At 61.7% G+C, this 23,926-nt stretch carries 23 protein-coding genes; 16 read left to right on the top strand and 7 right to left on the bottom strand.

Annotation, left to right across the window (positions count from 1 at the left end; all coding sequences use genetic code 11):
• The first annotated feature begins 2 nt into the window (after positions 1–2).
• The 5 genes from ABVN20_RS03860 to ABVN20_RS03840 all read left to right on the top strand — a co-directional run bounded on the left by ABVN20_RS03860 (position 3) and on the right by ABVN20_RS03840 (position 3,896).
• Positions 3–488 (top strand): flavin reductase family protein, encoded by a 486-nt coding sequence (locus ABVN20_RS03860; RefSeq protein WP_368554171.1) that lies wholly within the window; start codon positions 3–5, stop codon positions 486–488.
• Between the two features lie 140 nt (positions 489–628).
• On the top strand, positions 629–2,104 hold the full coding sequence (locus ABVN20_RS03855) for an NAD-dependent succinate-semialdehyde dehydrogenase (RefSeq protein ID WP_368554170.1): 1,476 nt from the start codon (positions 629–631) through the stop codon (positions 2,102–2,104).
• Positions 2,101–2,490, top strand: a complete 390-nt coding sequence (locus ABVN20_RS03850) for a carboxymuconolactone decarboxylase family protein (RefSeq protein ID WP_368554169.1) — start codon at positions 2,101–2,103, stop codon at positions 2,488–2,490. The genes ABVN20_RS03855 and ABVN20_RS03850 overlap by 4 nt, the downstream gene beginning before the upstream one ends.
• A gap of 87 nt (positions 2,491–2,577) precedes the next feature.
• Positions 2,578–3,330 carry a GntR family transcriptional regulator gene (locus tag ABVN20_RS03845; protein ID WP_368554168.1) on the top strand — a complete coding sequence of 251 codons (753 nt, stop codon included), beginning with the start codon at positions 2,578–2,580 and terminating at the stop codon, positions 3,328–3,330.
• A gap of 2 nt (positions 3,331–3,332) precedes the next feature.
• Positions 3,333–3,896: an NUDIX hydrolase gene (locus tag ABVN20_RS03840; RefSeq protein WP_368554167.1), complete on the top strand. Its 564-nt coding sequence runs from the start codon at positions 3,333–3,335 to the stop codon at positions 3,894–3,896.
• A gap of 200 nt (positions 3,897–4,096) precedes the next feature.
• Here ABVN20_RS03840 and ABVN20_RS03835 read toward each other — a convergent pair whose 3' ends face one another.
• A complete protein-coding gene (locus ABVN20_RS03835; protein WP_368554166.1) occupies positions 4,097–4,393 on the bottom strand; it encodes a DUF1330 domain-containing protein in 297 nt (98 codons plus the stop codon).
• Positions 4,394–4,463: 70 nt separating this feature from the next.
• On the opposite strand from ABVN20_RS03835, the gene ribBA reads away from it, so the two are divergent.
• The 6 genes from ribBA (at position 4,464) to ABVN20_RS03805 (ending at position 11,111) form a co-directional block, all read left to right on the top strand.
• A complete protein-coding gene (gene ribBA, locus ABVN20_RS03830; RefSeq protein WP_368554165.1) occupies positions 4,464–5,573 on the top strand; it encodes a bifunctional 3,4-dihydroxy-2-butanone-4-phosphate synthase/GTP cyclohydrolase II in 1,110 nt (369 codons plus the stop codon).
• Positions 5,574–5,888: 315 nt separating this feature from the next.
• On the top strand, positions 5,889–6,914 hold the full coding sequence (locus ABVN20_RS03825; RefSeq protein WP_368554164.1) for an ABC transporter substrate-binding protein: 1,026 nt from the start codon (positions 5,889–5,891) through the stop codon (positions 6,912–6,914).
• Positions 6,911–7,840 carry an ABC transporter permease gene (locus tag ABVN20_RS03820; protein ID WP_368554163.1) on the top strand — a complete coding sequence of 310 codons (930 nt, stop codon included), beginning with the start codon at positions 6,911–6,913 and terminating at the stop codon, positions 7,838–7,840. Before ABVN20_RS03825 ends, ABVN20_RS03820 begins: the two co-directional genes overlap by 4 nt.
• Before the next feature lie 6 nt (positions 7,841–7,846).
• Positions 7,847–8,656 (top strand): ABC transporter permease, encoded by an 810-nt coding sequence (locus ABVN20_RS03815; protein ID WP_368554162.1) that lies wholly within the window; start codon positions 7,847–7,849, stop codon positions 8,654–8,656.
• A gap of 16 nt (positions 8,657–8,672) precedes the next feature.
• Positions 8,673–9,827: an ABC transporter ATP-binding protein gene (locus ABVN20_RS03810; protein ID WP_368554161.1), complete on the top strand. Its 1,155-nt coding sequence runs from the start codon at positions 8,673–8,675 to the stop codon at positions 9,825–9,827.
• 306 nt (positions 9,828–10,133) lie between these two features.
• Complete coding sequence (locus ABVN20_RS03805) at positions 10,134–11,111, top strand: TerC family protein (RefSeq protein ID WP_368554160.1); 978 nt, start codon at positions 10,134–10,136, stop codon at positions 11,109–11,111.
• A 39-nt stretch (positions 11,112–11,150) separates the two neighbouring features.
• Here ABVN20_RS03805 and ABVN20_RS03800 read toward each other — a convergent pair whose 3' ends face one another.
• Positions 11,151–12,560: a cytosine permease gene (locus ABVN20_RS03800; protein WP_368554159.1), complete on the bottom strand. Its 1,410-nt coding sequence runs from the start codon at positions 12,558–12,560 to the stop codon at positions 11,151–11,153.
• A 323-nt stretch (positions 12,561–12,883) separates the two neighbouring features.
• Here ABVN20_RS03800 and ABVN20_RS03795 point away from each other — a divergent pair, with 323 nt between their 5' ends.
• Positions 12,884–13,369: a flavin reductase family protein gene (locus ABVN20_RS03795; protein WP_368554158.1), complete on the top strand. Its 486-nt coding sequence runs from the start codon at positions 12,884–12,886 to the stop codon at positions 13,367–13,369.
• Positions 13,370–13,624: 255 nt separating this feature from the next.
• Positions 13,625–14,668 (top strand): LLM class flavin-dependent oxidoreductase, encoded by a 1,044-nt coding sequence (locus tag ABVN20_RS03790; RefSeq protein WP_368554157.1) that lies wholly within the window; start codon positions 13,625–13,627, stop codon positions 14,666–14,668.
• A 53-nt stretch (positions 14,669–14,721) separates the two neighbouring features.
• On the opposite strand, the gene ABVN20_RS03785 is transcribed toward ABVN20_RS03790, so the two are convergent.
• The 3 genes from ABVN20_RS03785 to mqo all read right to left on the bottom strand — a co-directional run bounded on the left by ABVN20_RS03785 (position 14,722) and on the right by mqo (position 19,308).
• On the bottom strand, positions 14,722–15,840 hold the full coding sequence (locus tag ABVN20_RS03785; protein WP_368554156.1) for a glycosyltransferase 61 family protein: 1,119 nt from the start codon (positions 15,838–15,840) through the stop codon (positions 14,722–14,724).
• A 55-nt stretch (positions 15,841–15,895) separates the two neighbouring features.
• Positions 15,896–17,050: a hypothetical protein gene (locus ABVN20_RS03780; protein WP_368554155.1), complete on the bottom strand. Its 1,155-nt coding sequence runs from the start codon at positions 17,048–17,050 to the stop codon at positions 15,896–15,898.
• 614 nt (positions 17,051–17,664) lie between these two features.
• On the bottom strand, positions 17,665–19,308 hold the full coding sequence (gene mqo / locus ABVN20_RS03775) for a malate dehydrogenase (quinone) (protein WP_368554154.1): 1,644 nt from the start codon (positions 19,306–19,308) through the stop codon (positions 17,665–17,667).
• Positions 19,309–19,686: 378 nt separating this feature from the next.
• On the opposite strand from mqo, the gene ilvD reads away from it, so the two are divergent.
• Both ilvD and ABVN20_RS03765 read left to right on the top strand, forming a co-directional pair.
• Positions 19,687–21,369 carry a dihydroxy-acid dehydratase gene (gene ilvD / locus ABVN20_RS03770; protein ID WP_368554153.1) on the top strand — a complete coding sequence of 561 codons (1,683 nt, stop codon included), beginning with the start codon at positions 19,687–19,689 and terminating at the stop codon, positions 21,367–21,369.
• 254 nt (positions 21,370–21,623) lie between these two features.
• Positions 21,624–22,055, top strand: a complete 432-nt coding sequence (locus ABVN20_RS03765; protein WP_368554152.1) for a nuclear transport factor 2 family protein — start codon at positions 21,624–21,626, stop codon at positions 22,053–22,055.
• A 37-nt stretch (positions 22,056–22,092) separates the two neighbouring features.
• Here the strand turns inward: ABVN20_RS03765 and ABVN20_RS03760 are convergent, their stop codons facing one another.
• Positions 22,093–22,650, bottom strand: coding sequence for a nucleotidyltransferase family protein (locus tag ABVN20_RS03760; protein WP_368554151.1), 558 nt, complete (start codon positions 22,648–22,650; stop codon positions 22,093–22,095).
• A 34-nt stretch (positions 22,651–22,684) separates the two neighbouring features.
• Positions 22,685–23,194: a winged helix-turn-helix transcriptional regulator gene (locus ABVN20_RS03755; protein WP_368554150.1), complete on the bottom strand. Its 510-nt coding sequence runs from the start codon at positions 23,192–23,194 to the stop codon at positions 22,685–22,687.
• A 99-nt stretch (positions 23,195–23,293) separates the two neighbouring features.
• Here ABVN20_RS03755 and ABVN20_RS03750 point away from each other — a divergent pair, with 99 nt between their 5' ends.
• Positions 23,294–23,923: an isochorismatase family cysteine hydrolase gene (locus tag ABVN20_RS03750; protein WP_368554149.1), complete on the top strand. Its 630-nt coding sequence runs from the start codon at positions 23,294–23,296 to the stop codon at positions 23,921–23,923.
• Positions 23,924–23,926 lie beyond the last annotated feature (3 nt).

Below are 23,926 nucleotides of genomic sequence, written 5' to 3'. Positions count from 1 at the left end.
ACATGATCGAACCCGGCATTTACAAAGACGTCATGAGTTCCTTCCCTTCCGGGGTCACGGTGGTCACCACCCTGGACCCGGAGGGCGGCATCGTCGGCATCACCGCCAGCGCGTTCAGCGCGCTGTCGATCGACCCGGCCCTGGTGCTGTTCTGCCCCAACTACGCCTCGGACACCTACCCGGTGCTGCGCGACAGCAAGCAGTTCGCGATTCACCTGCTGTCCGCCGACCAGACCGCCGAAGCCTACGCCTTTGCCAGCAAGGGCAAGGACAAGGCCAAGGACATCGAGTGGCACCTGAGCGCCCTGGGCAACCCGTTGCTGGGCAAGGCCACGGCGATCATCGAGTGTGAATTGTGGCGCGAATACGACGGCGGCGATCACGCCATCATCGTCGGCGCCGTGAAGAACCTGATCCTGCCCGAGCAGCCGGTGACGCCGATGATCTACCACAAAGGCAAGCTGGGGCCGCTGCCGGCGCTGGCTTGATCAATCCCTCCCCTGTAGGAGCGAGCTTGCTCGCGATGGCGGTGTGCCAGTCAACGAATATGTGTCTGACACACCGAATCGCGAGCAAGCTCGCTCCTACAGGGGGGCGGTGATATTCCTCACTATTTTCAGGAGCCGGCATGAGTCCAGCAGCTTTGCAACTGTTCCGCCAGCAGGCCTACCTCAATGGCCAGTGGCTGGATGCGCCCGATGGCGCCACCCAGGACATCTTCAACCCGGCCACCGGCGAGCTGATCGGCCAGGTGCCGAACCTGGGCGCTACCCACGCGCAGCAGGTCATCAACGCCGCCAACGACGCGTGGCCGGCCTGGCGTGCGCTGACCGCCAAGGAACGCAGCAACATTCTCAAGCGCTGGCACGCGCTGATGGTCGAGAACGCCGACGCCCTGGCCGAGATCCTCACCCTCGAACAAGGCAAACCCCTGGCCGAAGCCAAGGGCGAAATCCTCTACGCCGCCAGTTTCATCGAGTGGTTCGCCGAGGAAGCCAAGCGCATCTACGGCGACACCATCCCCAGCCACAAAGGCGATGCGCGCATCGTCGTGAGCAAGGAGCCGATTGGCGTCGTCGCGGCCATCACGCCATGGAACTTCCCCGCCGCGATGATCACCCGCAAGGCCGGCCCGGCGCTGGCCGCCGGCTGCCCGTGCATCGTCAAGCCGGCGCCGGAAACGCCGTTCTCGGCGCTGGCCATGGCCGCGCTGGCCGAACAGGCTGGCATCCCGCCGGGAATCTTCAACGTGATCACCGGCGACGCCATCGCCATTGGCGGCGAACTGACGGCCAGCCCCCTGGTGCGTAAGCTGTCGTTCACCGGCTCCACCGGCATCGGCAAGTTGCTGATGGCGCAATGCGCGCCGACCCTGAAAAAGGTCTCCCTGGAACTGGGCGGCAACGCACCGTTCATCGTGTTCGACGACGCCAACCTCGAACGTGCCGTGGAAGGCGCGCTGATCGCCAAGTTCCGCAACGCCGGGCAGACCTGCGTGTGCGTCAACCGCTTCCTGGTGCAGTCGGGCATCCACGATGCCTTCGTCGCCCGGCTGGCCGAACGCGTGGCGCAGTTGAAGGTCGGCAGTGGCTTCGAACAAGGCGTGACCCAGGGCCCGTTGATCAACGAACGTGCCGTGGCCAAGGTCGAGGACCATGTGCAGGACGCCCTCGCCCACGGCGCGCAACTGCTCTGCGGCGGTGAACGCCACGCCCTCGGCCACGGCTTCTTCCAGCCGACCGTGCTGGCCGGCCTGGACGCCTCGATGAAAGTCGCCCGCGAAGAAACTTTCGGCCCGCTGGCCGCGGTGTTCCGTTTCGACAGCGAAACCGAGGCCGTGCACCTGGCCAACGACACCGAGTTCGGCCTGGCAGCCTACTGCTACACCCGCGACCTGGGCCGCGCCTGGCGCATGAGCGAAGCACTGGAGTACGGCATGGTCGGGATCAACGAAGGGTTGATCTCCACCGAAGTCGCGCCGTTCGGCGGCATCAAGTCTTCGGGCCTGGGCCGTGAAGGCTCCAAGTACGGCATCGAGGATTACCTGGAAATCAAATACACCCTGATGGGTGGGCTCGACGATTTTGGGAGCACTGGCCAATGAGTAACGAAAAGTACGAACAAGGCCTGAAGATCCGCACGCAAGTGCTCGGTGAAGCCTACGTCAACCGCTCTATCCAGAACGCCGACGACTTCACCCGGCCCTTGCAGGAGATGGTCACCGAGTACTGCTGGGGCCACGTCTGGGGTCGCGAGGGTTTGTCGCTTAAAGAGCGCAGCATGATAAACTTGGCCATGATTTCGGCCCTCAACCGGCCACACGAACTCAAGCTGCATGTACGCGGTGCCTTGCGTAACGGGCTGAGTCGTGAACAAATACGCGAAATTCTGCTTCAGGTCGGTATTTATTGCGGTGTTCCCGCTGCCGTGGACAGTTTCCGGCTCGCCCGTGAAGCGTTCGCCGAAGCCGACGCCGAGGCCTCCAGTTAACCTTTGGCTGTTTTGATTGACTGAGCACGATGACCAAGGGGTCGGAGTGCTCTTTTTGCATGGACAGCCACACTCAGAGCGGACCCCATGAAACGCCTGCCACTCGACGACAGCTTCAAGGTCAATCGCAACCCCGTTACCCTGCGCGAAATCGTGCTGGATAAACTGCGAAGCGCCATCATGAACTTCCAGCTCATGCCGGGAGACCGTCTGGTCGAGCGTGACCTGTGCGACCGCCTGGGGGTCAGCCGCACCTCCGTTCGCGAAGCCCTGCGCCACCTCGAATCCGAAGGCCTGGTGGAATTCGCCGACGCCAAGGGCCCGCGTGTGGCGATCATCACCCTGGACGATGCCGTCGATATCTACGAACTGCGTTGCGTGCTCGAAGGCCTGATCGTCCAGCTGTTCACCCTGCGCGCCAAGGCCAAGGACATCAAGGCCCTGGAAAAAGCCCTGGAGGAAAACCGCAAGGCCCTCAAGGAAGGCGAACTGCAACAGGTGATCGACTCGGTGCAGGGCTTCTACGACGTGCTGCTCGAAGGTTCGGGCAACCACGTGGCGGCCACCCAGCTGCGTCAGTTGCAGGCGCGCATCAGCTACCTGCGGGCGACCTCGGTGTCCCAGGAAAACCGTCGCGGCGCCAGCAACCAGGAAATGGAACGCATGGTCGAGGCGATCAAGGCCGGCGACCCGCTGGTGGCCCACCAGGCCTGCGTCGATCACGTGCGTGCCGCGGCCGCCGTGGCGATGGAATACCTCAAGCGCAAGCAGGAAGAGACCGGGCCGACGCCTGAAATCACCCTGCCCATCGCGCTGAAAGAACCGCGCATAGGTCGCTGATCATGTTCAGCCCGAGCTTTTGCCCAAAATGCGGTGGCAACGACCTCAAGTCGCAGCTGCCGCCGGGTGATACGCACGAGCGCCTGATGTGCCGCGGCTGCGGCTACATCCATTACGTCAATCCGAAGATCATTGCCGGCTGCATCATCGAGCAGGATGGCAAATACCTGTTGTGCCAGCGCGCGATCCCCCCGCGCCCTGGCACCTGGACGCTGCCGGCCGGTTTCATGGAAGGCGGTGAAACCACCGAACAGGCGGCACTGCGCGAAGTCTGGGAAGAAAGCGGCGTGCGCGCGGAGATCCACTCGCCCTACTCGATCTTCAGCGTGCCGAAGATCAGCGAGGTGTACATCATCTACCGCGCCGTCGCGCTGGAGATCACGGGCCAGTTCGGCCCGGAAACCCTCGACTACAAATTCTTCGCGCCCGAGGACATCCCCTGGGACAGCATCTACTACCCCGCCATCCGGCAAATCCTCGAACGCTACATCGAAGAACGCCAGGCCGGCGTGTATGGCATCTACATCGGCAATGACGATAGCGGGAAGATTCACTTCATTCGCTGACGCCCTGCGCGCCCTTCTTTGACCTGTGGGAAAACACCCTGTGACCCTGTGGGAAAAACCCACTGTGGGAGCGAGCCTGCTCGCGATAGCGGTGTATCAGGCGACACATTCGTTACTGACACTAAGCTATCGCGAGCAGGCTCGCTCCCACAGGGGTGTTTTTCAACAGCAGATCCTTCCACAGGATTCCCCGCCATCCGTTAAACCGGCGCAACCCCCTCGACAATAATCACCTCAGCCCGCGCCACGCCTTCGCGGTGCCCTTTGGCTTCCTGGTATTCACTGGAGTGGTAGCAGGCCAGCGCCTGCTCGTAGGTGTCGAACTCGATCACCACGCTGCGCTGCGGCGTCTTGCGACCTTCCATCGCCTGGCTGCGCCCGCCCCGGGCCAGCAGCCGACCGCCGTAAAGCGCGAAGGCCGCGGGCGCGCGCTGGGTGTATTGGCTGTATTGATCGGGATCGGTGACATCCACGTGAGCTATCCAGTACGCCTTCATAGTGACCTCTGCGTTGATTTGGTATTATGGTATACCACAAATATCTCCACCCCACATCGAGAGTTACATCATGGCGTTCAACAGCATCGAAGAAATCATCGAAGACTACCGCCAGGGCAAGATGGTGCTCCTGGTGGACGACGAGGATCGCGAAAACGAAGGCGACCTGCTGCTCGCCGCCGACCGCTGCACACCCGAGGCCATCAGCTTCATGGCCCGTGAAGCGCGCGGCCTGATCTGCCTGACCCTGACCGACGAGCACTGCCAGCGCCTGGGCCTTGAGCAGATGGTGCCGAGCAACGGCAGCGTGTTCAGCACCGCCTTCACCGTGTCCATCGAAGCCGCCGTCGGTGTCACCACCGGCATCTCCGCCGCAGACCGCGCCCGCACCGTGGCCGCCGCCGTCACCGCCGGCGCCACCGCCGCCGATATCGTCCAGCCCGGGCACATCTTCCCGCTGCGCGCCCGAGAAGGCGGCGTGCTGACCCGTGCCGGCCACACCGAAGCCGGCTGCGACCTGGCGCGCCTGGCCGGGTTCACCCCCGCCTCGGTGATCGTCGAAGTGATGAACGACGACGGCACCATGGCCCGCCGCCCCGACCTCGAGGTGTTCGCGCGCAAGCACGGAATCAAGATCGGCACCATCGCCGACCTGATCCACTACCGCCTGAGCAACGAGCACACGGTGGTGCGCATCGGTGAACGCGAGTTGCCGACAGTGCACGGCACCTTTCGTCTGATTACTTTCGAGGATCGCATCGAAGGCGGTGTCCACATGGCCATGGTCATGGGCGAATTGCGCCGCGAAGAGCCGACCCTGGTGCGCGTGCACGTCATCGACCCGCTGCGCGACCTGGTCGGCGCCGAATACAGCGGCCCGAGCAACTGGACCCTGTGGGCCGCCCTGCAACGCGTGGCCGAGGAAGGTCGTGGCGTGGTGGTGGTGCTGGCCAACCACGAATCCTCCCAGGCGCTGCTCGAACGCGTGCCGCAACTGACCCAGCCGCCCCGCCAGTTCAGCCGTTCGCAGTCGCGGATCTATTCTGAAGTGGGCACGGGCGCGCAGATTTTGCAGAACCTCGGCGTCGGCAAACTGCGGCACCTGGGCCCGCCGCTCAAGTATGCGGGTTTGACCGGGTATGACCTGGAGGTGGTGGAGAGTATTGCGTTTACCGGATGACTCGACGCTATCCCCTGTAGGAGCGGGCTTGCCCGCGATAGCGGTGTGTCAGGCCAAGCTGTCCGACTGACACTCCCTCATCGCGAGCAAGCTCGCTCCTACAGGGGGCAATGGTGTGTCTGGAAGGCAATACAGATCAAAGAAAAAAATCAGGCTCAGCGGATAGCCGGTAAGGCAAAATGCTTGCACAAAGTTTGGAATACCATAATATGATATTCCATAGACCGGACGACCATCACTGGCCGCACGGACCTACTGCTCCCGATAGGCGGGCATGAAAGCCCCGCTCATAAACACAACAATGAGGGCGTAAAAATGGTGTTGAACAAACGTGCAACCGCGGTATTTCTTGCGGGACTGCTGAGCGTGACCAGCCAGGCGTCGATGGCTGCCGAAAGCGTCAACTTCGTCAGCTGGGGCGGTAGCACCCAGGATGCGCAGAAGCAGGCCTGGGCCGACCCGTTCAGCAAGGCCACCGGCATCACCGTGGTCCAGGATGGCCCGACCGACTACGGCAAACTCAAGGCCATGGTCGAGAGCGGCAACGTGCAGTGGGACGTGGTCGACGTCGAAGCCGACTTTGCCCTGCGCGCCGCCTCCGAAGGCCTGCTCGAACCCCTCGATTTCTCGGTCATCCAGCGCGACAAGATCGACCCGCGTTTCGTCTCCGATCACGGCGTCGGCTCGTTCTTCTTCTCCTTCGTGCTCGGCTACAACGAAGGCAAGCTCGGCGCGAGCAAGCCTCAGGACTGGTCCGCCCTCTTCGACACCAAGACCTACCCTGGCAAACGCGCCCTCTACAAATGGCCAAGCCCTGGCGTGCTGGAACTGGCCTTGCTGGCTGACGGCGTCGCGGCTGACAAGCTCTACCCGCTGGACCTGGACCGCGCCTTCAAGAAACTCGACACCATCAAGAAAGACATCGTCTGGTGGGGCGGCGGCGCGCAGTCGCAGCAACTGCTGGCCTCCGGTGAAGCGAGCATGGGCCAGTTCTGGAACGGCCGTATCCATGCCCTGCAGGAAGACGGTGCTCCGGTGGGCGTGAGCTGGAAACAGAACCTGGTCATGGCCGACATCCTGGTCGTACCGAAGGGCTCGAAAAACAAGGAAGCGGCCATGAAATTCCTGGCCAATGCGAGCAGCGCCAAGGGACAGGCAGACTTCTCCAACCTGACCGCCTATGCCCCGGTCAACGTCGACAGCGTGGCGCGCCTGGATTCGGTGCTGGCACCTAACCTGCCGACCGCTTATGCCAAGGATCAAATCACTCTTGATTTCGCGTACTGGGCCAAGAACGGTCAAGCCATCGCGACACGGTGGAACGAATGGCTGGTCAAATGAAAATGACGGCATCCTCGCCAACCGGGAGCGCCTCCGGCGCCCTCGGTGCGGCATCCGGCAAAGCGGCGCTGGCCAACCAGGCGCCAAGCCTGGCCCAGCGCTGGCGCGGTTCGAGCAACCTGATCCCGGCCCTGCTGTTCCTCGGCCTGTTCTTCCTCGCGCCGCTGATCGGCCTGCTGCTGCGCGGCGTGCTCGAACCGGTACCGGGGCTGGGCAACTACGAACAGCTGTTCGCCAACTCCGCCTACGCCCGGGTGTTGATCAACACCTTTTCGGTGGCGGGCCTGGTGACCCTGTTCAGCTTGCTGCTGGGCTTCCCGCTGGCCTGGGCGATCACCCTGGTGCCGCGTGGCTGGGGCCGCTGGATCCTGAACATCGTGCTGCTGTCGATGTGGACCAGCCTGCTGGCCCGCACCTACTCCTGGCTGGTGTTGCTGCAAGCTTCGGGCGTGATCAACAAGGCGCTGATGGCCATGGGCATCATCGACCAGCCGCTGGAGATGGTGCATAACCTGACCGGCGTGGTGATCGGCATGAGCTACATCATGATCCCGTTCATCGTGCTGCCCTTGCAGGCGACCATGCAGGCCATCGACCCGATGATCCTGCAGGCCGGCTCCATCTGTGGCGCCAGCCCCTGGACCAACTTCTTCCGGGTGTTCCTGCCGCTGTGCCGGCCGGGGCTGTTCTCCGGTGGCCTGATGGTGTTCGTGATGTCGCTCGGTTACTACGTCACCCCCGCTTTGCTGGGCGGTGCGCAGAACATGATGCTGCCCGAGTTCATCATCCAGCAGGTGCAATCGTTCCTCAACTGGGGCCTGGCCAGCGCCGGCGCCGCGTTGCTGATCGTGATCACGCTGGTGCTGTTCTACTTCTACCTGAAGCTTCAGCCGGAATCCCCGGTTGGCGCCAGCAACGCGAGGTAAGCCGTCATGCTCCTGACCCCCAATGCGATGAGCCGGCGCATGCGCTACGGCCTGTATTTCACCACGGGCCTGATCGCGCTGTTCCTGCTGTTGCCAATCGTGTTCATCGTGCTGCTGTCGTTCGGTTCTTCCCAGTGGCTGGTGTTCCCGCCACCGGGCTGGACGCTGAAATGGTACGGCCAGTTCTTCTCCAACGCCGACTGGATGAACGCGGCCATGGCCAGCCTCAAGGTCGCGGTGCTGACCACGTTCTTCGCCGTGGCCCTGGGCCTGCCGACCGCATTCGCCCTGGTGCGCGGGCGTTTTCCCGGCCGGGAAATGCTCTACGGCTTGTTCACCCTGCCGATGATCGTGCCGCTGGTGATCATTGCCGTGGCCGTCTACGCGCTGTTCCTCAAGCTCGGCTACACCGGGACGATGTTCGCCTTCGTGGTCAGCCATGTGATCGTCGCGCTGCCGTTCACCATCATCTCGATCATCAACTCGCTGAAGCTGTTCGACCAGTCGATCGAAGACGCGGCGGTGATCTGCGGGGCCTCGCGCCTGCAAGCGGTGTTCAAGGTGACGTTCCCGGCGATCCGCCCCGGCATGGTCGCCGGCGCCCTCTTCGCCTTCCTCGTCTCGTGGGACGAAGTGGTGCTGAGCGTGATGATGGCCAGCCCGACGTTGCAGACCCTTCCCGTGAAAATGTGGACCACCCTGCGCCAGGACCTGACGCCTGTGATCGCCGTCGCCTCGACGCTGCTGATCGGCCTCTCGGTATTGGTCATGGTGATCGCCGCCGCCCTTCGCCGGCGCAATGAAATCAGCGCTTGAGCGCCAGGAGAACGACATGAGTGCAGTGATCAAAGAGACCGCGCAGCAAAATGAGCAACCCCTGGTAAGCCTGCGCAACCTGAACAAGTACTACGGCGAATTCGCCGCCGTGGACAACATCGCCCTGGACATCAAGGACGGTGAATTCCTCACCTTCCTCGGCTCCAGCGGCTCGGGCAAAAGTACCACCCTGTCGATGCTCGCAGGCTTCGAGACGCCCACCAGCGGCGAGATCCTGGTGCAGGGTAAATCCCTGGTCAACGTGCCTCCGCACAAGCGCGACATCGGCATGGTGTTCCAGCGTTACTCGCTGTTCCCGCACCTGTCGGTGCGCGACAACATCGCCTTCCCGCTGGCGATCCGCAAGCTCGACAGCGCCGAGCGCGAGCGCCGGGTCGATGCCATGCTCAAGCTGGTGCAACTGGAACAGTTCGCCCACCGCCGCCCTTCGCAACTGTCCGGCGGCCAGCAGCAACGGGTCGCCATCGCCCGGGCGCTGGTGTACGAACCTCGCATCCTGCTGATGGACGAACCCCTCGGCGCGCTGGACAAAAAACTGCGTGAAGACCTGCAGGACGAACTGCGCCAACTGCACCGGCGCCTGGGCATCACCATCGTCTACGTGACCCACGACCAGGAAGAAGCCATGCGCCTGTCCCAGCGCATCGCCATCTTCAGCCACGGCAAGATCGTTGGCCTGGGCACCGGTTTTGACCTGTACCAGAACCCGCCGAACGCGTTCGTCGCGTCGTTCCTCGGCAACTCGAACTTCCTCAAGCTCAAGGCCCAGGGCAACGCGGCCGCTTCGTTCGAAGGCCAGGCGCTGTCGATCCGCCTGACCTCAGGGTTGCAGAACGAGCAGGATGTGCTGCTGATGGTGCGTCCGGAAAAAGCCCTGGCGTTGAGTGTTGAACAGGCCGCGCAGGAACCCCTGGCGGCGGGCTGGAACGAAGTCTCGGCGATTGTCGGTGAAGTGCTGTTCCTCGGCGAAAGCCAGACCTGCACGGTGAAAACCCTGGGCGGCACCTCGATGACGGTCAAGGCGCTCTCGGCCGCCGGCATGCCGCTCAAGGCCGGTGATCCGGTGCGCGTGCGCTGGGCCACCGCCGATGCCTGCGTGTACACCGAGTGGGCGGAAAGCGACCTGAACAAGGCCGCTGGCGCACACTGATCCACAGAGTCACCTTCGGGCCGCCACAACGTCGGGTTGTGGCGGTCTTTTTTTGCCCCCGATATTTCCCCCCCATCTCCCCCCCTGTAGGAGCGAGCTTGCTCGCGATAGCGGCGGGTCAGGCAGCATCGATGCTGGCTGAAAGGGCCTCATCGCGAGCAAGCTCGCTCCTACAGGGGCCGGGTGGAAATCTGATACTTCGGAAAAACCGAAACATCCCGACGAAATAAACGATTTTTCGCAAGCTCTATCCCTTCGCTAGCATGACCCCGTCGACCCACACACTGTCCAGATCGGGAGAACGCCATGCCAGCCACGCACATCAACATCGGCGAACCCTGGATGTGGGGCGCCTTCGTCGTCTTCGTGCTGGCGATGCTGGCCCTGGACCTGTTCGTCTTCGGCGGGCGCAAGGCGCATCGGGTGTCGGTTCGCGAAGCCGCGTCCTGGGTGGTTGCCTGGTGCCTGCTGGCGCTGGCTTTTGCGGGGCTGCTCTGGTGGTATCTGCACGGTGAGTTCGGTGCCGATGTGGCCCGCGACAAGACCCTCGAATTCCTCACCGGTTACCTGATCGAGCAATCGCTGTCGATCGACAACATGTTCGTGTTCGTGATGATCTTCAGCTACTTCGCGGTGCCGCCGGAGTTGCAGCGCCGGGTGCTGCTGTACGGCGTGCTCGGGGCGATCGTGATGCGCGCGGCGATGATCTTCGCCGGCGTGTGGCTGGTCTCGCAGTTCACCTGGATCCTGTATGTGTTCGGCGTGTTCCTGATCATCACCGGGGTCAAGATGCTGGTGTTCGCGGACAAGCAACCGGACCTGGACAACAACCCCTTGCTACGCTGGATACGCGGCCACATGCGCATCACCCAGGGCTTTCACGGCGAGCGCTTTTTCGTGGTGCAGAACGGTGTGCGCTGGGCGACGCCGATGTTCCTGGTGCTGGTGCTGATCGAGGCCAGCGACCTGATGTTCGCGGTCGACAGCATCCCGGCGATCTTCGCCGTCACCACCGATCCGTTCATCATTTTCACCTCGAACATCTTCGCGATCATGGGGCTGCGCGCGCTGTACTTTCTGCTCGCCGACATGGCCGACCGCTTTCATCTGCTCAAGTATGGGCTGGCGCTGGTGCTGGTGTTCATTGGCGGCAAGATGACGATCATGCCGTGGTTCCACATGCCCGTGGAATGGTCACTGGCGGTGGTAGGCGTGGTGATTCTGGGCTCGGTGGTGTTGAGCCTGATCCTTACCCGCAAGGACAGCCAGACCCAAAGCTTGTAGGTGCTGGCTGTGCCCCGCGGGCGGGCTGGATGACAGCGGTCAGTCGGTGTAGCCCAGACGCGCCGCAGTGCTGCGCTGCTGTGCCTTGCCGCGTGTCGCCAGGCAGTAATACAGCGGGCAGGTCACGATCAGGCCGACCAGCCAGGACAGATCCGCGCCCTCCACCAGGTTGGCGTAGGGGCCGACGTACAACGAGGTGTTGGCGAACGGCAGCTGCACGATGATGCCGATGAAATAGGCGATGATCGCGTGCAGGTTGAAACGGCCGTAGATGCCGCCGTCGGCACTGAAGATCGAGGCGATGTCGTAGCTGCCGCGCTTGATCAGGTAGAAGTCGATCAGGTTGATCGAAGCCCACGGCACCAGCACCAGCAACAGCGCGAGAATCAGGCCGATGAACTCGGAGATGAAGTCTGCCGAGGCCCCCAGCGCCACCAGGCAGCAACCCGCCAGGATCACGCTCGACAGCACCACGCGCACCTTGATGCTCGGGGTCCATTGGCTGGCGAAGGTCTGGATCGAGGTGATGATCGACAGCACCGCACCGTACAGGTTGAGCGCGTTGTGGCTGATGATGTTGAGCAGGAACAACACCATCAGGATCGGCCCCAGCCAGCCGGTGGACTGCTTGACCGCCGCCATCGCCTCGGTGCCTTCGGGTGTTGCCAGCACGGCCACGGCGCCGAAGGTGAACGACAGGATGGTGCCCAGCGTCGCGCCCAGGTAGGTAGCGAAAAACGGCTTGCTGATGCCGATGTCCGCCGGCAGGTAACGCGAATAGTCGGACACGTACGGCGAGAAGCTGATCTGCCAGATGATCCCAAGCGACACCGTCGCCAACCATCCGGACAGGTTGAAATCACCACGGGTGAAGAAGTCCGCCGGCAGGTCATGGGCAAAAATGTAGATAAAGCCCGCGAGCAGCGCACTGCCCATCACCCAGGTGCCGATGCGGTTCAGCGTATGGATGAAGTTGTAGCCGATGACGCCGATGGCCGTGGCACTCAAGGCACCGATCAGGATGCTCAGCGGCACCGGCACCGACGGCGCAATGCCGACGATCGACTTGCCGGCCAGCACGATGTTGGAAATGAAGAAACCGATGTAGATGATCGCCGCGAAGAACACGATCAGCAGCGCGCCGTAACGGCCGAATTGGCCACGGCTCTGCACCATCTGCGGAATGCCCATGCGCGGGCCCTGCGCCGAGGCGAGCGCGATCACCAGACCGCCCACCATATGCCCCAGGGCAATCGCCAGCAGGCCCCAGAACAGGTTGAGATGGAACACTTGTACAACCATGGCACCGGTGACGATGGGCAGTGGCGCAATGTTGGTACTGAACCATAAGGTGAACAGGTCGCGGGCCTTCCCGTGGCGTTCCGCGAGTGGGACGTAATCGACCGTGTGATTCTCGATCAGGGGGTCTTGCCGGGACATCTGGGACATGTGCATGAACTCGAGTTTGTCTGATCTTATAGTTGTACGAAGCCAAACCGGGGGTGCTCTGCGGCCCCCCTCAGATGCGAGTCATATTATGGTATTCCAAACTTTTGACAAGACTGATCCGGTCTTTAAAAAGACTTCTGATCCGCTTTCCTGACGAATGACCTGCGCGTCAAATCTGGCAAAAATCCCGTAATCATTGGGCGAAACCGGCAAAATATACGTTTATCGGCACGACTGAAAAAGCGCTTGCAAACGATGTATTACGGTATACCATCATACCTACAAATTCATAAAAACCCGTTTCACCGCCAGAGGACCGTCCCATGATTGATGCCGCCATCTACAAACAAGTGATGGGTTCGTTTCCGTCCGGGGTCACCGTGATCACCACCCTCGATGACGACGGCCAGATCGTCGGCCTGACCGCCAGCGCCTTCAGCTCGCTGTCCATGGACCCGGCCCTGGTGTTGTTCTGCCCCAACTACAGTTCCGACTCCTACCCTGTCCTGATCAAGAACAAGCGTTTTGCCATCCACGTCCTCTCCGGCGGCCAGCAGAGCGAAGCCTATGCTTTCGCACGCAAGGGCAAGGACAAGGCGCAGGGCATCGAATGGACGTTGAGCGAACTGGGCAACCCGATCCTGGCCAATGCCACGGCGGTGATCGAATGCGAGTTGTGGCGCGAATACGAAGGTGGCGACCACGCGATCATGGTCGGTGCGGTGAAAAACCTGATCGTGCCGCAGCACAGCAACAGCCCGCTGGTGTATTGCCACGGCAAGATGGGTGCGTTGCCTGTTCTCGCCTGATTCCCCGATACCCCTGTATTCGCTATTCCTGTGGGAGCGAGCCTGCTCGCGAGATGTTCAACGCTAACGCGGTGCGCCTGATGGCCTGGGTTGCCTGGTCACCCCAATCGCGAGCAGGCTCGCTCCCACACAGAAGATGCAAGCCAGGGGTATGCAGCGCATCTAAACAATTTGCAGTCACTTGGTATTATGGTATACCAATAACCAACAGCCCCGCAGTCGACGGGTCGACCACAAGAGATTCGAGGTAGCGTCATGAAATTTTCCCTGTTCGTACACATGGAACGTTGGGACGAAAGCGTCAGCCACCGCCAGCTGTTCGAGGACCTGACCGAACTGACCCTGATGGCCGAAGCCGGTGGTTTCAGCACCGTGTGGATTGGCGAACACCACGCCATGGAATACACCATCTCGCCAAGCCCGATGCCATTGCTGGCTTACCTCGCGGCGAAGACCACCACCATTCATCTGGGCGCCGGCACCATCATCGCGCCGTTCTGGCACCCGCTGCGGGTGGCCGGTGAGTGCGCCCTGCTCGACGTGATCAGCAATGGCCGCATGGAAGTCGGCCTGGCCCGTGGCGCCTACCAGGTCGAATTCGACCGCATGGCCGGCGGCATGCCAGCCTCGAGCGGTGGCCAGGCCCTGCGCGAAATGGTCCCGGTGGTGCGTGCCCTGTGGAAAGGCGACTACGCCCACGACGGCGACATCTGGAAATTCCCCACCTCCACCAGCGTGCCCAAGCCGATCCAGCAGCCTAACCCGCCGATGTGGATCGCCGCCCGTGACCCGGACTCGCACAACTTCGCCGTGGCCAACGGCTGCAACGTCATGGTCACGCCGCTGATGAAAGGCGACGAAGAAGTCCTCGACCTGAAAAACAAGTTCCAGACCGCCCTGGACAACAACCCGGGCGTGCCGCGTCCACAATTGATGGTGTTGCGTCACACCCACGTGCACAGCGCCGACAACCCGGAAGGCTGGAAAGTCGGGGCCAAGGCCATCTCCAGGTTCTACCGCACGTTCGATGCCTGGTTCGGCAACAAGGAAACCCCGGTCAACGGCTTCCTCGCCCCGAGCCCGGAAGAAAAGTTCGCCGGGCGTCCGGAGTTCGAACTCGAAAGCCTGCACAAGACCGCCATGATCGGCACCCCGGAAGAGATCATTCCGCGCATCAAGTACTACCAGGAACTGGGCGTCGACGAGTTCAGCTTCTGGTGCGACAACAGCCTGCCTCACGCCGAGAAGAAAAAATCCCTGGAACTGTTCATCAAGCACGTGGTTCCCGCGTTCCGCTGAGTCGACCAGCCAACCCCGAGCGCAACGCTCGGGGTTGAACGACCCATCACGCGCTACGCCGGAAACAGATCCAGCGTGCGCTCCACCTCGTCAATGTCGATGGTGAACCCATCCCCTTCCGGGCGCCCCACCACAAAGCCGAAGTTCTGCCGGTCGCGATCCGTCAGGTACTTGTAGTAACTGACGAAGCGATTCGGTGGTTGCAAGGTCAGCACCGACCCGCCGGACTTCAGTACATTGACGCCATGCACCAATTGACTGCCTTCGACACCGATCACGGTTTGCGCACCCGCGCAGGTGGCAACGATGGTCGGCACATCGTTTTTCAGTGGATCGAGAATGCGAAAGCCGCGGGTCTTGTGCAGGTGGTCCGCCAGTTCCAGTTCGTTACGCAACAGGCGCAGATCGCCGGCGCCACCGCGCAGGATGAACACGCCGGGGTGCGCTGCCGAATTGACGTGCGACAGCAGTTTTTCCCCCATGGCCCGATAGCGCAGGCTCCGGCTGCTGTTCTGGCTTTGATCATCGAACAGCACCAGTTCGCGGAAAAACGCCGTGTGCAGCCGCGTCGGCCGCATGTCCAACCAGTCCTCGTACGCGGGTGCCTGGGTGAACAGCGGAAACCGCGCAGACGGTGCGGTGGTCACCGGCATGCCCTCTTCCTCGGCCAACGCGTAGGTCGGGCAGTCTTCCATCAGCCAGGTGCCGAACCAGCTGTTGCCGTTTTGCGTGCAATAGACGGCGGCACGCTGGATTTCGCGCTCGACCACGATGTGCGGAAACCGCGCCGGCTTGTTCGACAGCCACAGACTGGCCTTGCCCTTGTAAAGCACGCCGTCAATCAGCCAGACATCCTTGAGCAGGTAACCACGGGTCGGCCCCTGCACCACATCACCCAGCCCTTCCATGGTGCGCGACGGATGCTCGTAGGGATAAAAGCGCTTGGCCTCCCAACCCGTCACGCGCTCCATCTGGCCGGGCAGGAAGAACGCCGGCGGCGAATGGGTGACCTCGCTTGGGGCGATGTCCCAGCTTTTCACCGCCAGGTTCTTCAGGTTGATTTCGACCTTGTGCGCCAGGCGTTTTCTCGCCATGTACCGGTAAGCGGCCAGGGTCCATTTTTTTCGGCGACCGGCGCTCACGGTACTCAATTGCGAAACATCGCGTTCCATGAAAGTCCTCCCTGCAGGACATCGAAGCGCTGTACGGATTTGACCGGGACTTGGCTCAACTGGAGGCGACCTTCTGCAAAACCGGGGTGACTTGCGCATTGGCATAGCGGTTGCGCAAGGTTTCCAGGAACTGCTCGCCCTTGTTCTTCTCGCAGTGCAGGTAGATCTTGTCGAGCCCGCCGAAGACCATCTCGTGATAACGCCGCGCCGCCTCCTCATCGCTCGGGCCATCCGGCAAGCCGAGATGCAGGGTCAGTTCCTTGCCTTCGAACGCGAACAACGGGGTATCCCAGAGGAAACGGGCCGTGCCGGTCTTGGGCAGACGGACAAACAGATAGGCGTCATTGCCCAGGGAATCGACATCGCCGCCCCGGCGTCTTTTCCACTTCAGCAGGCCGTCGTCCGGACGCGCCACGCACAGCCCGATGTCGTAGTAGTCGAAGCCATTTTCGATAGCCCATTCGAGCGCCATGTACGTGGTCATCGAATTGACCTCACGCAGCTTTTTCGCATCCGAGAACACCGCCTCGGTATAACCGAAACGCAGCGTGCTCCAGTAGCGCTTGCCGCCGCGCGTCACGACACACCCCAGGTGACAGGCCACTACTTCGTCATTGAGGGTGATCAGGTCGAGGCGACCGACCGTCCTGGCGATCCTGAACACTTCCTGGGTGGCGAATTGCGCGGCGTGGGTGCCCTGGCGCGCCACCGCATAAGGGCGAAGCATGTCACGGTCCGCCATCTCGATCTCTTCGTCGAGCCGTGCCTGGCGCATGCTGTAGAGCGGCCGATTCTTGCGAATGCTGCGGCGCAACTCGCTGTCGTATCGTGCGGTGATGTCTTCCAGCGATCGCCCCAGCGGCACCACGGCGCTCAGGTACACCGGCACGTTGAGAGCGCCCGTGGTCGGCACTTCACTGATGACCACCACGTGATTGGATGAGGCCGGCTGCGCTTGATCCTGCGGCGCACCGTTGTCGATCAGGGACTTGCCGCCGATCAGCAGCTTGGCCATGTCCCGGCGGTTTTTGCGGCCGACGTAGAGAACCTCGTAAGGGCTTTCATGCTGCAAGCGGAACCGGGCGATTTCCCAACGCCACAGGCACGCCTGCTGCAAAAGGCCGTTCAGCCGGTTGGCCGCGCTGCGCAATTCATAGCGCATGGAAGGTGAAACGAATTTTCGGACCAGTGCCGCCAGCTTCTCTTTCATTTCTTGGTCATCCCTTGAGCGTCGATCTGGAGAGGTCAAAGAAACATCCGGCAGCACTTGAACAGCCGTACTAAAACCTTGATTTAAAAGACATCGTTGGTGAATCCACTTTTTTACATTAGGTAACAGTTAAGGAAGAAAGGCTTTCGTTTGCAAGAGTGGGCTGGGGGGCTGTGCGGGTGTGATCGTGGGGGGAGAACAGCGGCTGAATCTTCAGAAATGCGCTGAAGTTACGCTGCAACTGAATGATTCAAAAAGAATTAATTGGGAAATGCCAAAGCAATGGCACGAGGGAAGACAACGTGAACCGTTGCCGGGGCATGCGCTTAAACGTTGATATGGAAGGCATTTTGATCTGTTTCGAATTTTACATTTTGCAACACATTAGCCATGAATAAAAACAGGAACGCTTGACTGCCGAGTTTTTGACACCAAAAACCCGAGCCCTCCCCCACCCCTCTGTAGGAGCGAGCTTGCTCGCGATTGCGGTGTATCAGACAAGTCGGAGTTGCCGGAGCTGCCGCCATCGCGAGCAAGCTCGCTCCTACAGGGGGCTCAAAAAAAAGCCCACTGACCGTCGCCGGTGCAGTGGGCTTTTTCCAACAGGTCTGTGCTTACAGAGCCATGTCGCGTGCGGCTTCAGGCTTTGGCACTTCTGCCGGGGCAGCGGCCGGGGCCGGTGCGGCAGCCTGACCGATGACCGGAGGCGTCGGCAGTTCCAGCACCTTGGCGGTGTAGGCCCACTCCTCGGCCACTTTGGCCGGGTCGTTGTTCAGCTGGGTGCCGTAGCTAGGTACGATCTTGTGCAGCTTTTCCTGCCACTCAGGGGTCGCGACCTTGTCCTTGAACACCTTCTGGATCACTTGCAGCATGATCGGTGCAGCAGTCGAAGCACCTGGCGAGGCGCCCAGCAGGCCGGCGATCGAGCCGTCAGCGGAAGCGACGATCTCGGTACCCAGTTTCAGCACGCCACCGGCGGCTTCATCACGCTTGATGATCTGCACGCGCTGGCCGGCTTGCCACAGGCGCCAGTCTTCAGCCTTGGCGTTCGGGAAGTACTCTTTCAGCGCATTGAGGCGGTCTTCATCCGACAGCATCAGCTGGCCGGCGAGGTATTCCACCAGCGGGTACTCCTTGATGCCGACCTTGGTCATTGGCCACACGTTGTGGGTGGTAGTGGTGGTCAGCAGGTCCAGGTACGAACCTTCCTTGAGGAACTTGGTGCTGAAGGTCGCGAATGGGCCAAACAGGATGACGCGCTTGCCGTCCAGGACACGGGTGTCCAGGTGCGGAACCGACATCGGTGGTGCACCCACCGAAGCCTTGCCGTAGGCCTTGGCCAGGTGCTGCTCGGCGATAGCCGGGTTATCGGTCACCAGGAACGAGCCGCCGACCGGGAAGCCAGCGTATTCCTTGGCTTCGTCGATGCCGGACTTCTGCAGCAGGTGCAGGGCACCGCCACCTGCGCCGATGAACACGAACTTGGCGTCGGTGGTGAACTTGCTGCCGTCTTTCAGGTTCTTGGAGCTGACGCGCCAGGTGCCGTCTTCGTTACGAGTGATGTCCTGCACTTCGCTGGACAGCTTCAGGTCGAATTTCGGCAGGGTTTGCAGGTGAGCGACGAACTGGCGCGTGATCTCGCCGAAGTTCATGTCGGTACCCAGCGGGCTCCAGGTGGCCGCGATTTTCTGGTTCGGGTCACGCCCTTCCATCATCAGCGGGACCCACTTCTTGATCACAGCCGGATCTTCGGAGTACTGCATGCCGGCGAACAGCGGGCTCGCCTGCAGGGCTTCGTAGCGCTTTTTCAGGAACTTGATGTTGTCGTCACCCCACACAAAGCTCATGTGCGGCGTGGTGTTGATGAACGAACGCGGGTTTTTCAGCACGCCCTGCTGAACCTGCCAGGCCCAGAACTGACGGGAGACCTGAAACGCTTCGTTGATTTCAACAGCCTTGGGAATCGACACGTTGCCTTTGTCGTCTTCCGGGGTGTAGTTCAGTTCGGCCAGGGCAGAGTGACCGGTACCGGCGTTGTTCCAGCCGTTGGAGCTTTCCAGGGCGACACCGTCCAGGCGCTCGATCATTTCCATCGAGGTGCCGGGTTCCAGTTCGTTGAGCCAGACGCCGAGGGTTGCGCTCATGATGCCGCCGCCAATCAGCAGCACATCGACTTTCTTGGCTTCTTCGGCCTGGGCAGTCGTCATCCCCAACGACAGAGCCAGACCCAACAGGGCCGTGTTCACTTTCTTAAACATCTGTAGCACCTATGATAAAACGTCCGCCCTTCTTCCCTACCCGCGAGCCCCTGATCACGACAGACAGGCTGACTGTCCCCGGTACTCGCACGTAAGAACTGCAGGGTGGGCACACAAGGCCGATTGCATGCACCGGCCTCAGTTATATGTCCCTACTGAACTGACTTTTTATCTTTTTTGGCTTCAGCTACTTGAGCGACAGTGATTCTGTTCGCCTGTCGCCAGGGACAGGAAAACGGAATTGACTTAATCAAGTGGCGCGCAGGATATCACGACACGGTGAACCCGCGCGTCTGTTCCTGACCTGATAGTCCGGGCCCGCGCCTGCCGGCCACTATACTCATGCTGATTTTCCAGGCGTCTGCATGAGGAAGGGTCATGAGAAGTAAAGACGATTTGCGCAAGTATTCCTCTCAAGTGGTCGATGGCGTGGAGCGTGCGCCCGGCCGTTCGATGCTTCGGGCCGTGGGTTTCACCGACGAAGACTTCAAGAAGCCGCAGATCGGCATCGCCTCCACCTGGGCGATGGTCACGCCATGCAACATGCACATCGACAAGCTGGCGGCCGAGGCGGAAAAAGGCGCGAATGCCGCCGGGGCCAAGGGCGTCATTTTCAACACCATCACCATTTCCGACGGCATCGCCAACGGCACCGAAGGCATGAAGTACTCGCTGGTGTCCCGTGAGGTGATCGCCGACTCCATCGAGACGGTGGCCGGCTGCGAAGGTTTCGACGGCCTGGTGACCGTCGGCGGCTGCGACAAGAACATGCCGGGCTGCCTGATCGGCATGGCGCGGCTCAACCGCCCGTCCATCTTCGTCTACGGCGGCACCATCCGCCCTGGCGCCGGGCACACCGACATCATTTCCGTGTTCGAAGCCGTGGGCCAGAACGCCCGCGGCGACATCAACGAAATCCAGGTCAAGCAGATCGAGGAAGTGGCGATCCCCGGGCCGGGCTCCTGCGGCGGCATGTACACCGCCAACACCATGGCCTCGGCCATCGAAGCGCTGGGCATGAGCCTGCCGGGCTCCAGTTCCCAGGACGCGGTCGGCGGCGACAAGGCTTCGGACAGTTTCCGCGCCGGGCAACAGGTCATGGAACTGCTCAAGCTCGACCTCAAGCCACGGGACATCATGACCCGCAAGGCCTTCGAGAATGCCATTCGCGTGGTGATCGCCCTCGCCGGCTCGACCAATGCCGTGCTGCATCTGTTGGCCATGGCCCACGCAGTGGACGTCGAATTGAGCCTGGATGACTTCGTCGAACTGGGCAAAGTCTCGCCGGTGGTGGCCGACCTGCGCCCCAGCGGCCAATACATGATGAGCGAGCTGGTGGCCATCGGCGGCATCCAGCCGCTGATGAAACGCATGCTCGCCGCCGGCATGCTGCACGGCGATGCCATGACCGTCACCGGCAAGACCCTGGCGCAAAACCTGGCGAACGTGCCGGACTACCCCGCCGGCCAGGACGTGATCCTGCCGTTCGACCAGCCGGTGAAAAAGGATTCGCACCTGGTGGTGCTGCACGGCAATCTCTCACCCACCGGCGCAGTGGCCAAGATCACCGGCAAGGAAGGCCTGCGCTTTGAGGGCACGGCGCGGGTCTATCACGGCGAAGAAGGCGCGCTGGCCGGTATTCTCAACGGTGAAGTGCAGGCCGGCGATGTCATCGTGATTCGTTACGAGGGCCCCAAGGGCGGCCCGGGCATGCGCGAAATGCTCTCGCCGACCTCGGCGGTGATGGGCAAGGGCCTCGGCAAGGAGGTGGCGCTGATCACCGACGGCCGGTTTTCCGGCGGATCCCACGGCTTCGTGGTCGGCCACATCACCCCGGAAGCCTTCGAGGGCGGGCCGATTGCGCTGGTCGAGGATGGCGATCGCATCACCATCGACGCAGAGACCCGGCAGATCAGCCTGGCGGTGACCGACGCGGTGCTGGCCGAGCGCAAGGCCCGCTGGGTTCGGCCTGCGCCCAAGTACACGCGCGGGGTGCTGGCCAAGTATGCGAAGACGGTGTCGAGTGCTTCGGAGGGGGCGGTGACGGATAAGTATCTTTGATCCGTTTTTCTTGGGTGTCTGATCTGGCCCCATCGCGAGCAGGCTCGCTCCCACATTGGATCTCCAGTGTTCACAGAAACTGTGTTCACCAAAAAACCATTGTGGGAGCGAGCCTGCTCGCGATGGGGACCGAACAGGCAAACCGATATCCCAGACAGTTCGCTTTTCTCATGCCGCATGCTAGGTTGTACGACGACTGATGAATGCCACCCCAGGCCCATCACTCGTTCACCTACAACAACAAGGAATCACCCATGAAAAAAGTGAAAGTGCTGGTCGGTTTTCTCTGCCTGTTCAGCGGCTATGTCGCCGCCGCCCCGTCCAGCGGTGAAGCCGACGTGGCCAAGGCCGTCGACAAGCTGACCCAGGCCATGCTGAAAAAGAACATCCCCGAGCTCAACGCCCTGACCGCCGAGAACCTGACCTACGGCCACTCCAGCGGGAAAATCCAGAACAAGCAGGAATACATCGCCGACATCGAAACCGGCCGCAGTGCGTTCAAGACCCTGGAGATGCAGAACCAGACCATCAACCTGTCGGGCGACGTCGCGCTGGTGCGCAACCACTTCTCGGCGCAGGCGCTGAAGGGCGAGGAAGTGATCCCGACCGAGATCGAGAACTTCCAGATCTGGCAGAAGCAGAAAGGCCAGTGGCTGCTGGTTGGGCGTCAGGCGTTCAAGTTCTGATCAAAGGGGACGGGGCGCATCGGCACCCCGTCCCTTTTCATTCGATCATCTGCAGCCACGGCCAACGCGCCTGATAACTCTGCGCCTTTTGCGCAAACAGCGCCGGACGGGAATTGAGTGGATTGATCCGCAACAGCCCCTGCTCGATGTCGTCCAGGCCGTAGGTGGCGTACAGCTCTCCGCTGTTCACATCCAGGCCGATGCAGGTGCCCGCCACCAGATAACGGTCGATGCCGTCTTTGGCCGACAGCAGTTGCGGGTAACCGACACCGAAGCGTTGTGCGTACCACAGATGCACCCGCGCCTGGTTCTTCAGTTCGACGTTCACGCCCAGGTCCTGGAACAGCACCTGGGCGGCCTGGATCACACGGTTTTCCGTGTCCCAGGACAGGTCTTCGTCGAAGTAGAAAACATCGTAATCCTTGATGCCCCACCCCGCTGGCTGGCCAGACTGGTGATTCCACACCGCCTGGAACAGGCAGCCCGCCGTCAGCAGGCATTGGTCGAGCCCCAGCTCGGGCAGGCGTCGGAGCATTTCGGCATTGACCGGGTTGCTCATGGCGATGTCGATCAGGGTGGTGGCGGTCAGTGGCATGTGGGCTCCTTGCGCGATGTCATCCATGTTCCGCTCACTGCGGGCTGCGTGCACTCTTGAACGCTTCGCGCCGCTCTTGGCGTTCGGCCTGGTAGGCCGGGCTCTGTTCGCTGACCAGTTCGTCACGGCGCAGCAGTTCACCGCAGTGAGCGCACGCCAGGCCAAGGCCAGCCGGTTCGCCGCAGGTGGTGTGGGTGTAGACCACCGCCAGGCCCTCCTGCGGTGATTTGCACCAGGTTTCCCCCCAGGCTCGCAGCGCCAGCACCACCGGGTAGAAAGCCCGGCCTTTTTCGCTAAGGTGATATTCGTAGCGTGGTGGTCGTTCGTTGTACAGGCGACGTTCGACCATGCCTTCGGCTTCCAGGTTTTTCAGGCGCGAGGCGACCATTTGCGGCGTACCGCCGGTCTGCGCCTGGATCTCGTCGTAGCGATGGCTGCCCATGAACAACTCCCGCAATACCAGCACGGTCCAGCGGTCACCCACGACGGTTTCGGCCCGTGCAATCGGGCACAGCGTGTCGGGAGCACTGGTGTTTATCGACATAGGAGCTTGCCTCATACCTAGTTACTATGATTATCATATCAACAAGATGACCGGGCAACCCCGGCACCTGTCATTCATCTTCTTGTGGAGAACATTGTCATGTCGAAGCCCTTTTATCCCCTGGATCGCACCGCTTATCTGCTGGTCGATCCCTATAACGATTTCCTGTCCGAAGGCGGCAAGGTTTTCCCCCTGCTCAAGCCGATCGCCGAACAGGTCGGCCTGCTCGACAACCTGCGCACCCTCGACATCGCCGTACGCGGCCAGGGCATTCAGGTGGTCATCGTACCGCACCGTCGCTGGGAACATGGCGACTACGAATGCTGGGACCACCCGACCCCCACCCAGAGCAAGATCATGCACATGCACCACTTCGCCCGTGGCGAATGGGGCGGCGAATGGCACCCTGATTTCGCCCCGCAGGACGGTGACATCGTCGTCCAGGAGCACTGGGGCTCCAGCGGTTTCGCCAACACCGACCTGGATTTTCGCCTCAAGCAGCAAGGCATCACCCACGTGATCATCGTCGGCCTGCTGGCCAATACCTGCATCGAGGCGACCGCCCGCTATGCCGCGGAAATGGGTTACCACGTTACCCTGGTCCGCGATGCAACCGCCGCATTGCGTCCGGAAATGATGCACGCCGCCCACGAACTCAACGGCCCGACCTTCGCCCATTCGATCGTCACGACCCATGAGCTCGTCACCCTCCTCGCCGGGCAGGAGTGATCA

This window comes from Pseudomonas sp. MYb118 (assembly GCF_040947875.1).
Classification (GTDB): Bacteria; Pseudomonadota; Gammaproteobacteria; order Pseudomonadales; family Pseudomonadaceae; genus Aquipseudomonas.
Note: the sequence above shows the minus strand (reverse complement) of the source record. Positions and strands in the feature narration are given on the sequence as shown.

Bases quoted from the DNA above. Each gene is read 5' to 3' on its own strand.
- ABVN20_RS03860 (WP_368554171.1), top strand. From the start codon at position 3: ATGATCGAACCCGGCATTTACAAAGACGTCATGAGTTCCTTCCCTTCC.
- ABVN20_RS03855 (WP_368554170.1), top strand. From the start codon at position 629: ATGAGTCCAGCAGCTTTGCAACTGTTCCGCCAGCAGGCCTACCTCAAT.
- ABVN20_RS03850 (WP_368554169.1), top strand. From the start codon at position 2,101: ATGAGTAACGAAAAGTACGAACAAGGCCTGAAGATCCGCACGCAAGTG.
- ABVN20_RS03845 (WP_368554168.1), top strand. From the start codon at position 2,578: ATGAAACGCCTGCCACTCGACGACAGCTTCAAGGTCAATCGCAACCCC.
- ABVN20_RS03840 (WP_368554167.1), top strand. From the start codon at position 3,333: ATGTTCAGCCCGAGCTTTTGCCCAAAATGCGGTGGCAACGACCTCAAG.
- ABVN20_RS03835 (WP_368554166.1), bottom strand. From the start codon at position 4,393: ATGAAGGCGTACTGGATAGCTCACGTGGATGTCACCGATCCCGATCAA.
- ribBA (WP_368554165.1), top strand. From the start codon at position 4,464: ATGGCGTTCAACAGCATCGAAGAAATCATCGAAGACTACCGCCAGGGC.
- ABVN20_RS03825 (WP_368554164.1), top strand. From the start codon at position 5,889: ATGGTGTTGAACAAACGTGCAACCGCGGTATTTCTTGCGGGACTGCTG.
- ABVN20_RS03820 (WP_368554163.1), top strand. From the start codon at position 6,911: ATGAAAATGACGGCATCCTCGCCAACCGGGAGCGCCTCCGGCGCCCTC.
- ABVN20_RS03815 (WP_368554162.1), top strand. From the start codon at position 7,847: ATGCTCCTGACCCCCAATGCGATGAGCCGGCGCATGCGCTACGGCCTG.
- ABVN20_RS03810 (WP_368554161.1), top strand. From the start codon at position 8,673: ATGAGTGCAGTGATCAAAGAGACCGCGCAGCAAAATGAGCAACCCCTG.
- ABVN20_RS03805 (WP_368554160.1), top strand. From the start codon at position 10,134: ATGCCAGCCACGCACATCAACATCGGCGAACCCTGGATGTGGGGCGCC.
- ABVN20_RS03800 (WP_368554159.1), bottom strand. From the start codon at position 12,560: ATGTCCCAGATGTCCCGGCAAGACCCCCTGATCGAGAATCACACGGTC.
- ABVN20_RS03795 (WP_368554158.1), top strand. From the start codon at position 12,884: ATGATTGATGCCGCCATCTACAAACAAGTGATGGGTTCGTTTCCGTCC.
- ABVN20_RS03790 (WP_368554157.1), top strand. From the start codon at position 13,625: ATGAAATTTTCCCTGTTCGTACACATGGAACGTTGGGACGAAAGCGTC.
- ABVN20_RS03785 (WP_368554156.1), bottom strand. From the start codon at position 15,840: ATGGAACGCGATGTTTCGCAATTGAGTACCGTGAGCGCCGGTCGCCGA.
- ABVN20_RS03780 (WP_368554155.1), bottom strand. From the start codon at position 17,050: ATGAAAGAGAAGCTGGCGGCACTGGTCCGAAAATTCGTTTCACCTTCC.
- mqo (WP_368554154.1), bottom strand. From the start codon at position 19,308: ATGTTTAAGAAAGTGAACACGGCCCTGTTGGGTCTGGCTCTGTCGTTG.
- ilvD (WP_368554153.1), top strand. From the start codon at position 19,687: ATGAGAAGTAAAGACGATTTGCGCAAGTATTCCTCTCAAGTGGTCGAT.
- ABVN20_RS03765 (WP_368554152.1), top strand. From the start codon at position 21,624: ATGAAAAAAGTGAAAGTGCTGGTCGGTTTTCTCTGCCTGTTCAGCGGC.
- ABVN20_RS03760 (WP_368554151.1), bottom strand. From the start codon at position 22,650: ATGCCACTGACCGCCACCACCCTGATCGACATCGCCATGAGCAACCCG.
- ABVN20_RS03755 (WP_368554150.1), bottom strand. From the start codon at position 23,194: ATGTCGATAAACACCAGTGCTCCCGACACGCTGTGCCCGATTGCACGG.
- ABVN20_RS03750 (WP_368554149.1), top strand. From the start codon at position 23,294: ATGTCGAAGCCCTTTTATCCCCTGGATCGCACCGCTTATCTGCTGGTC.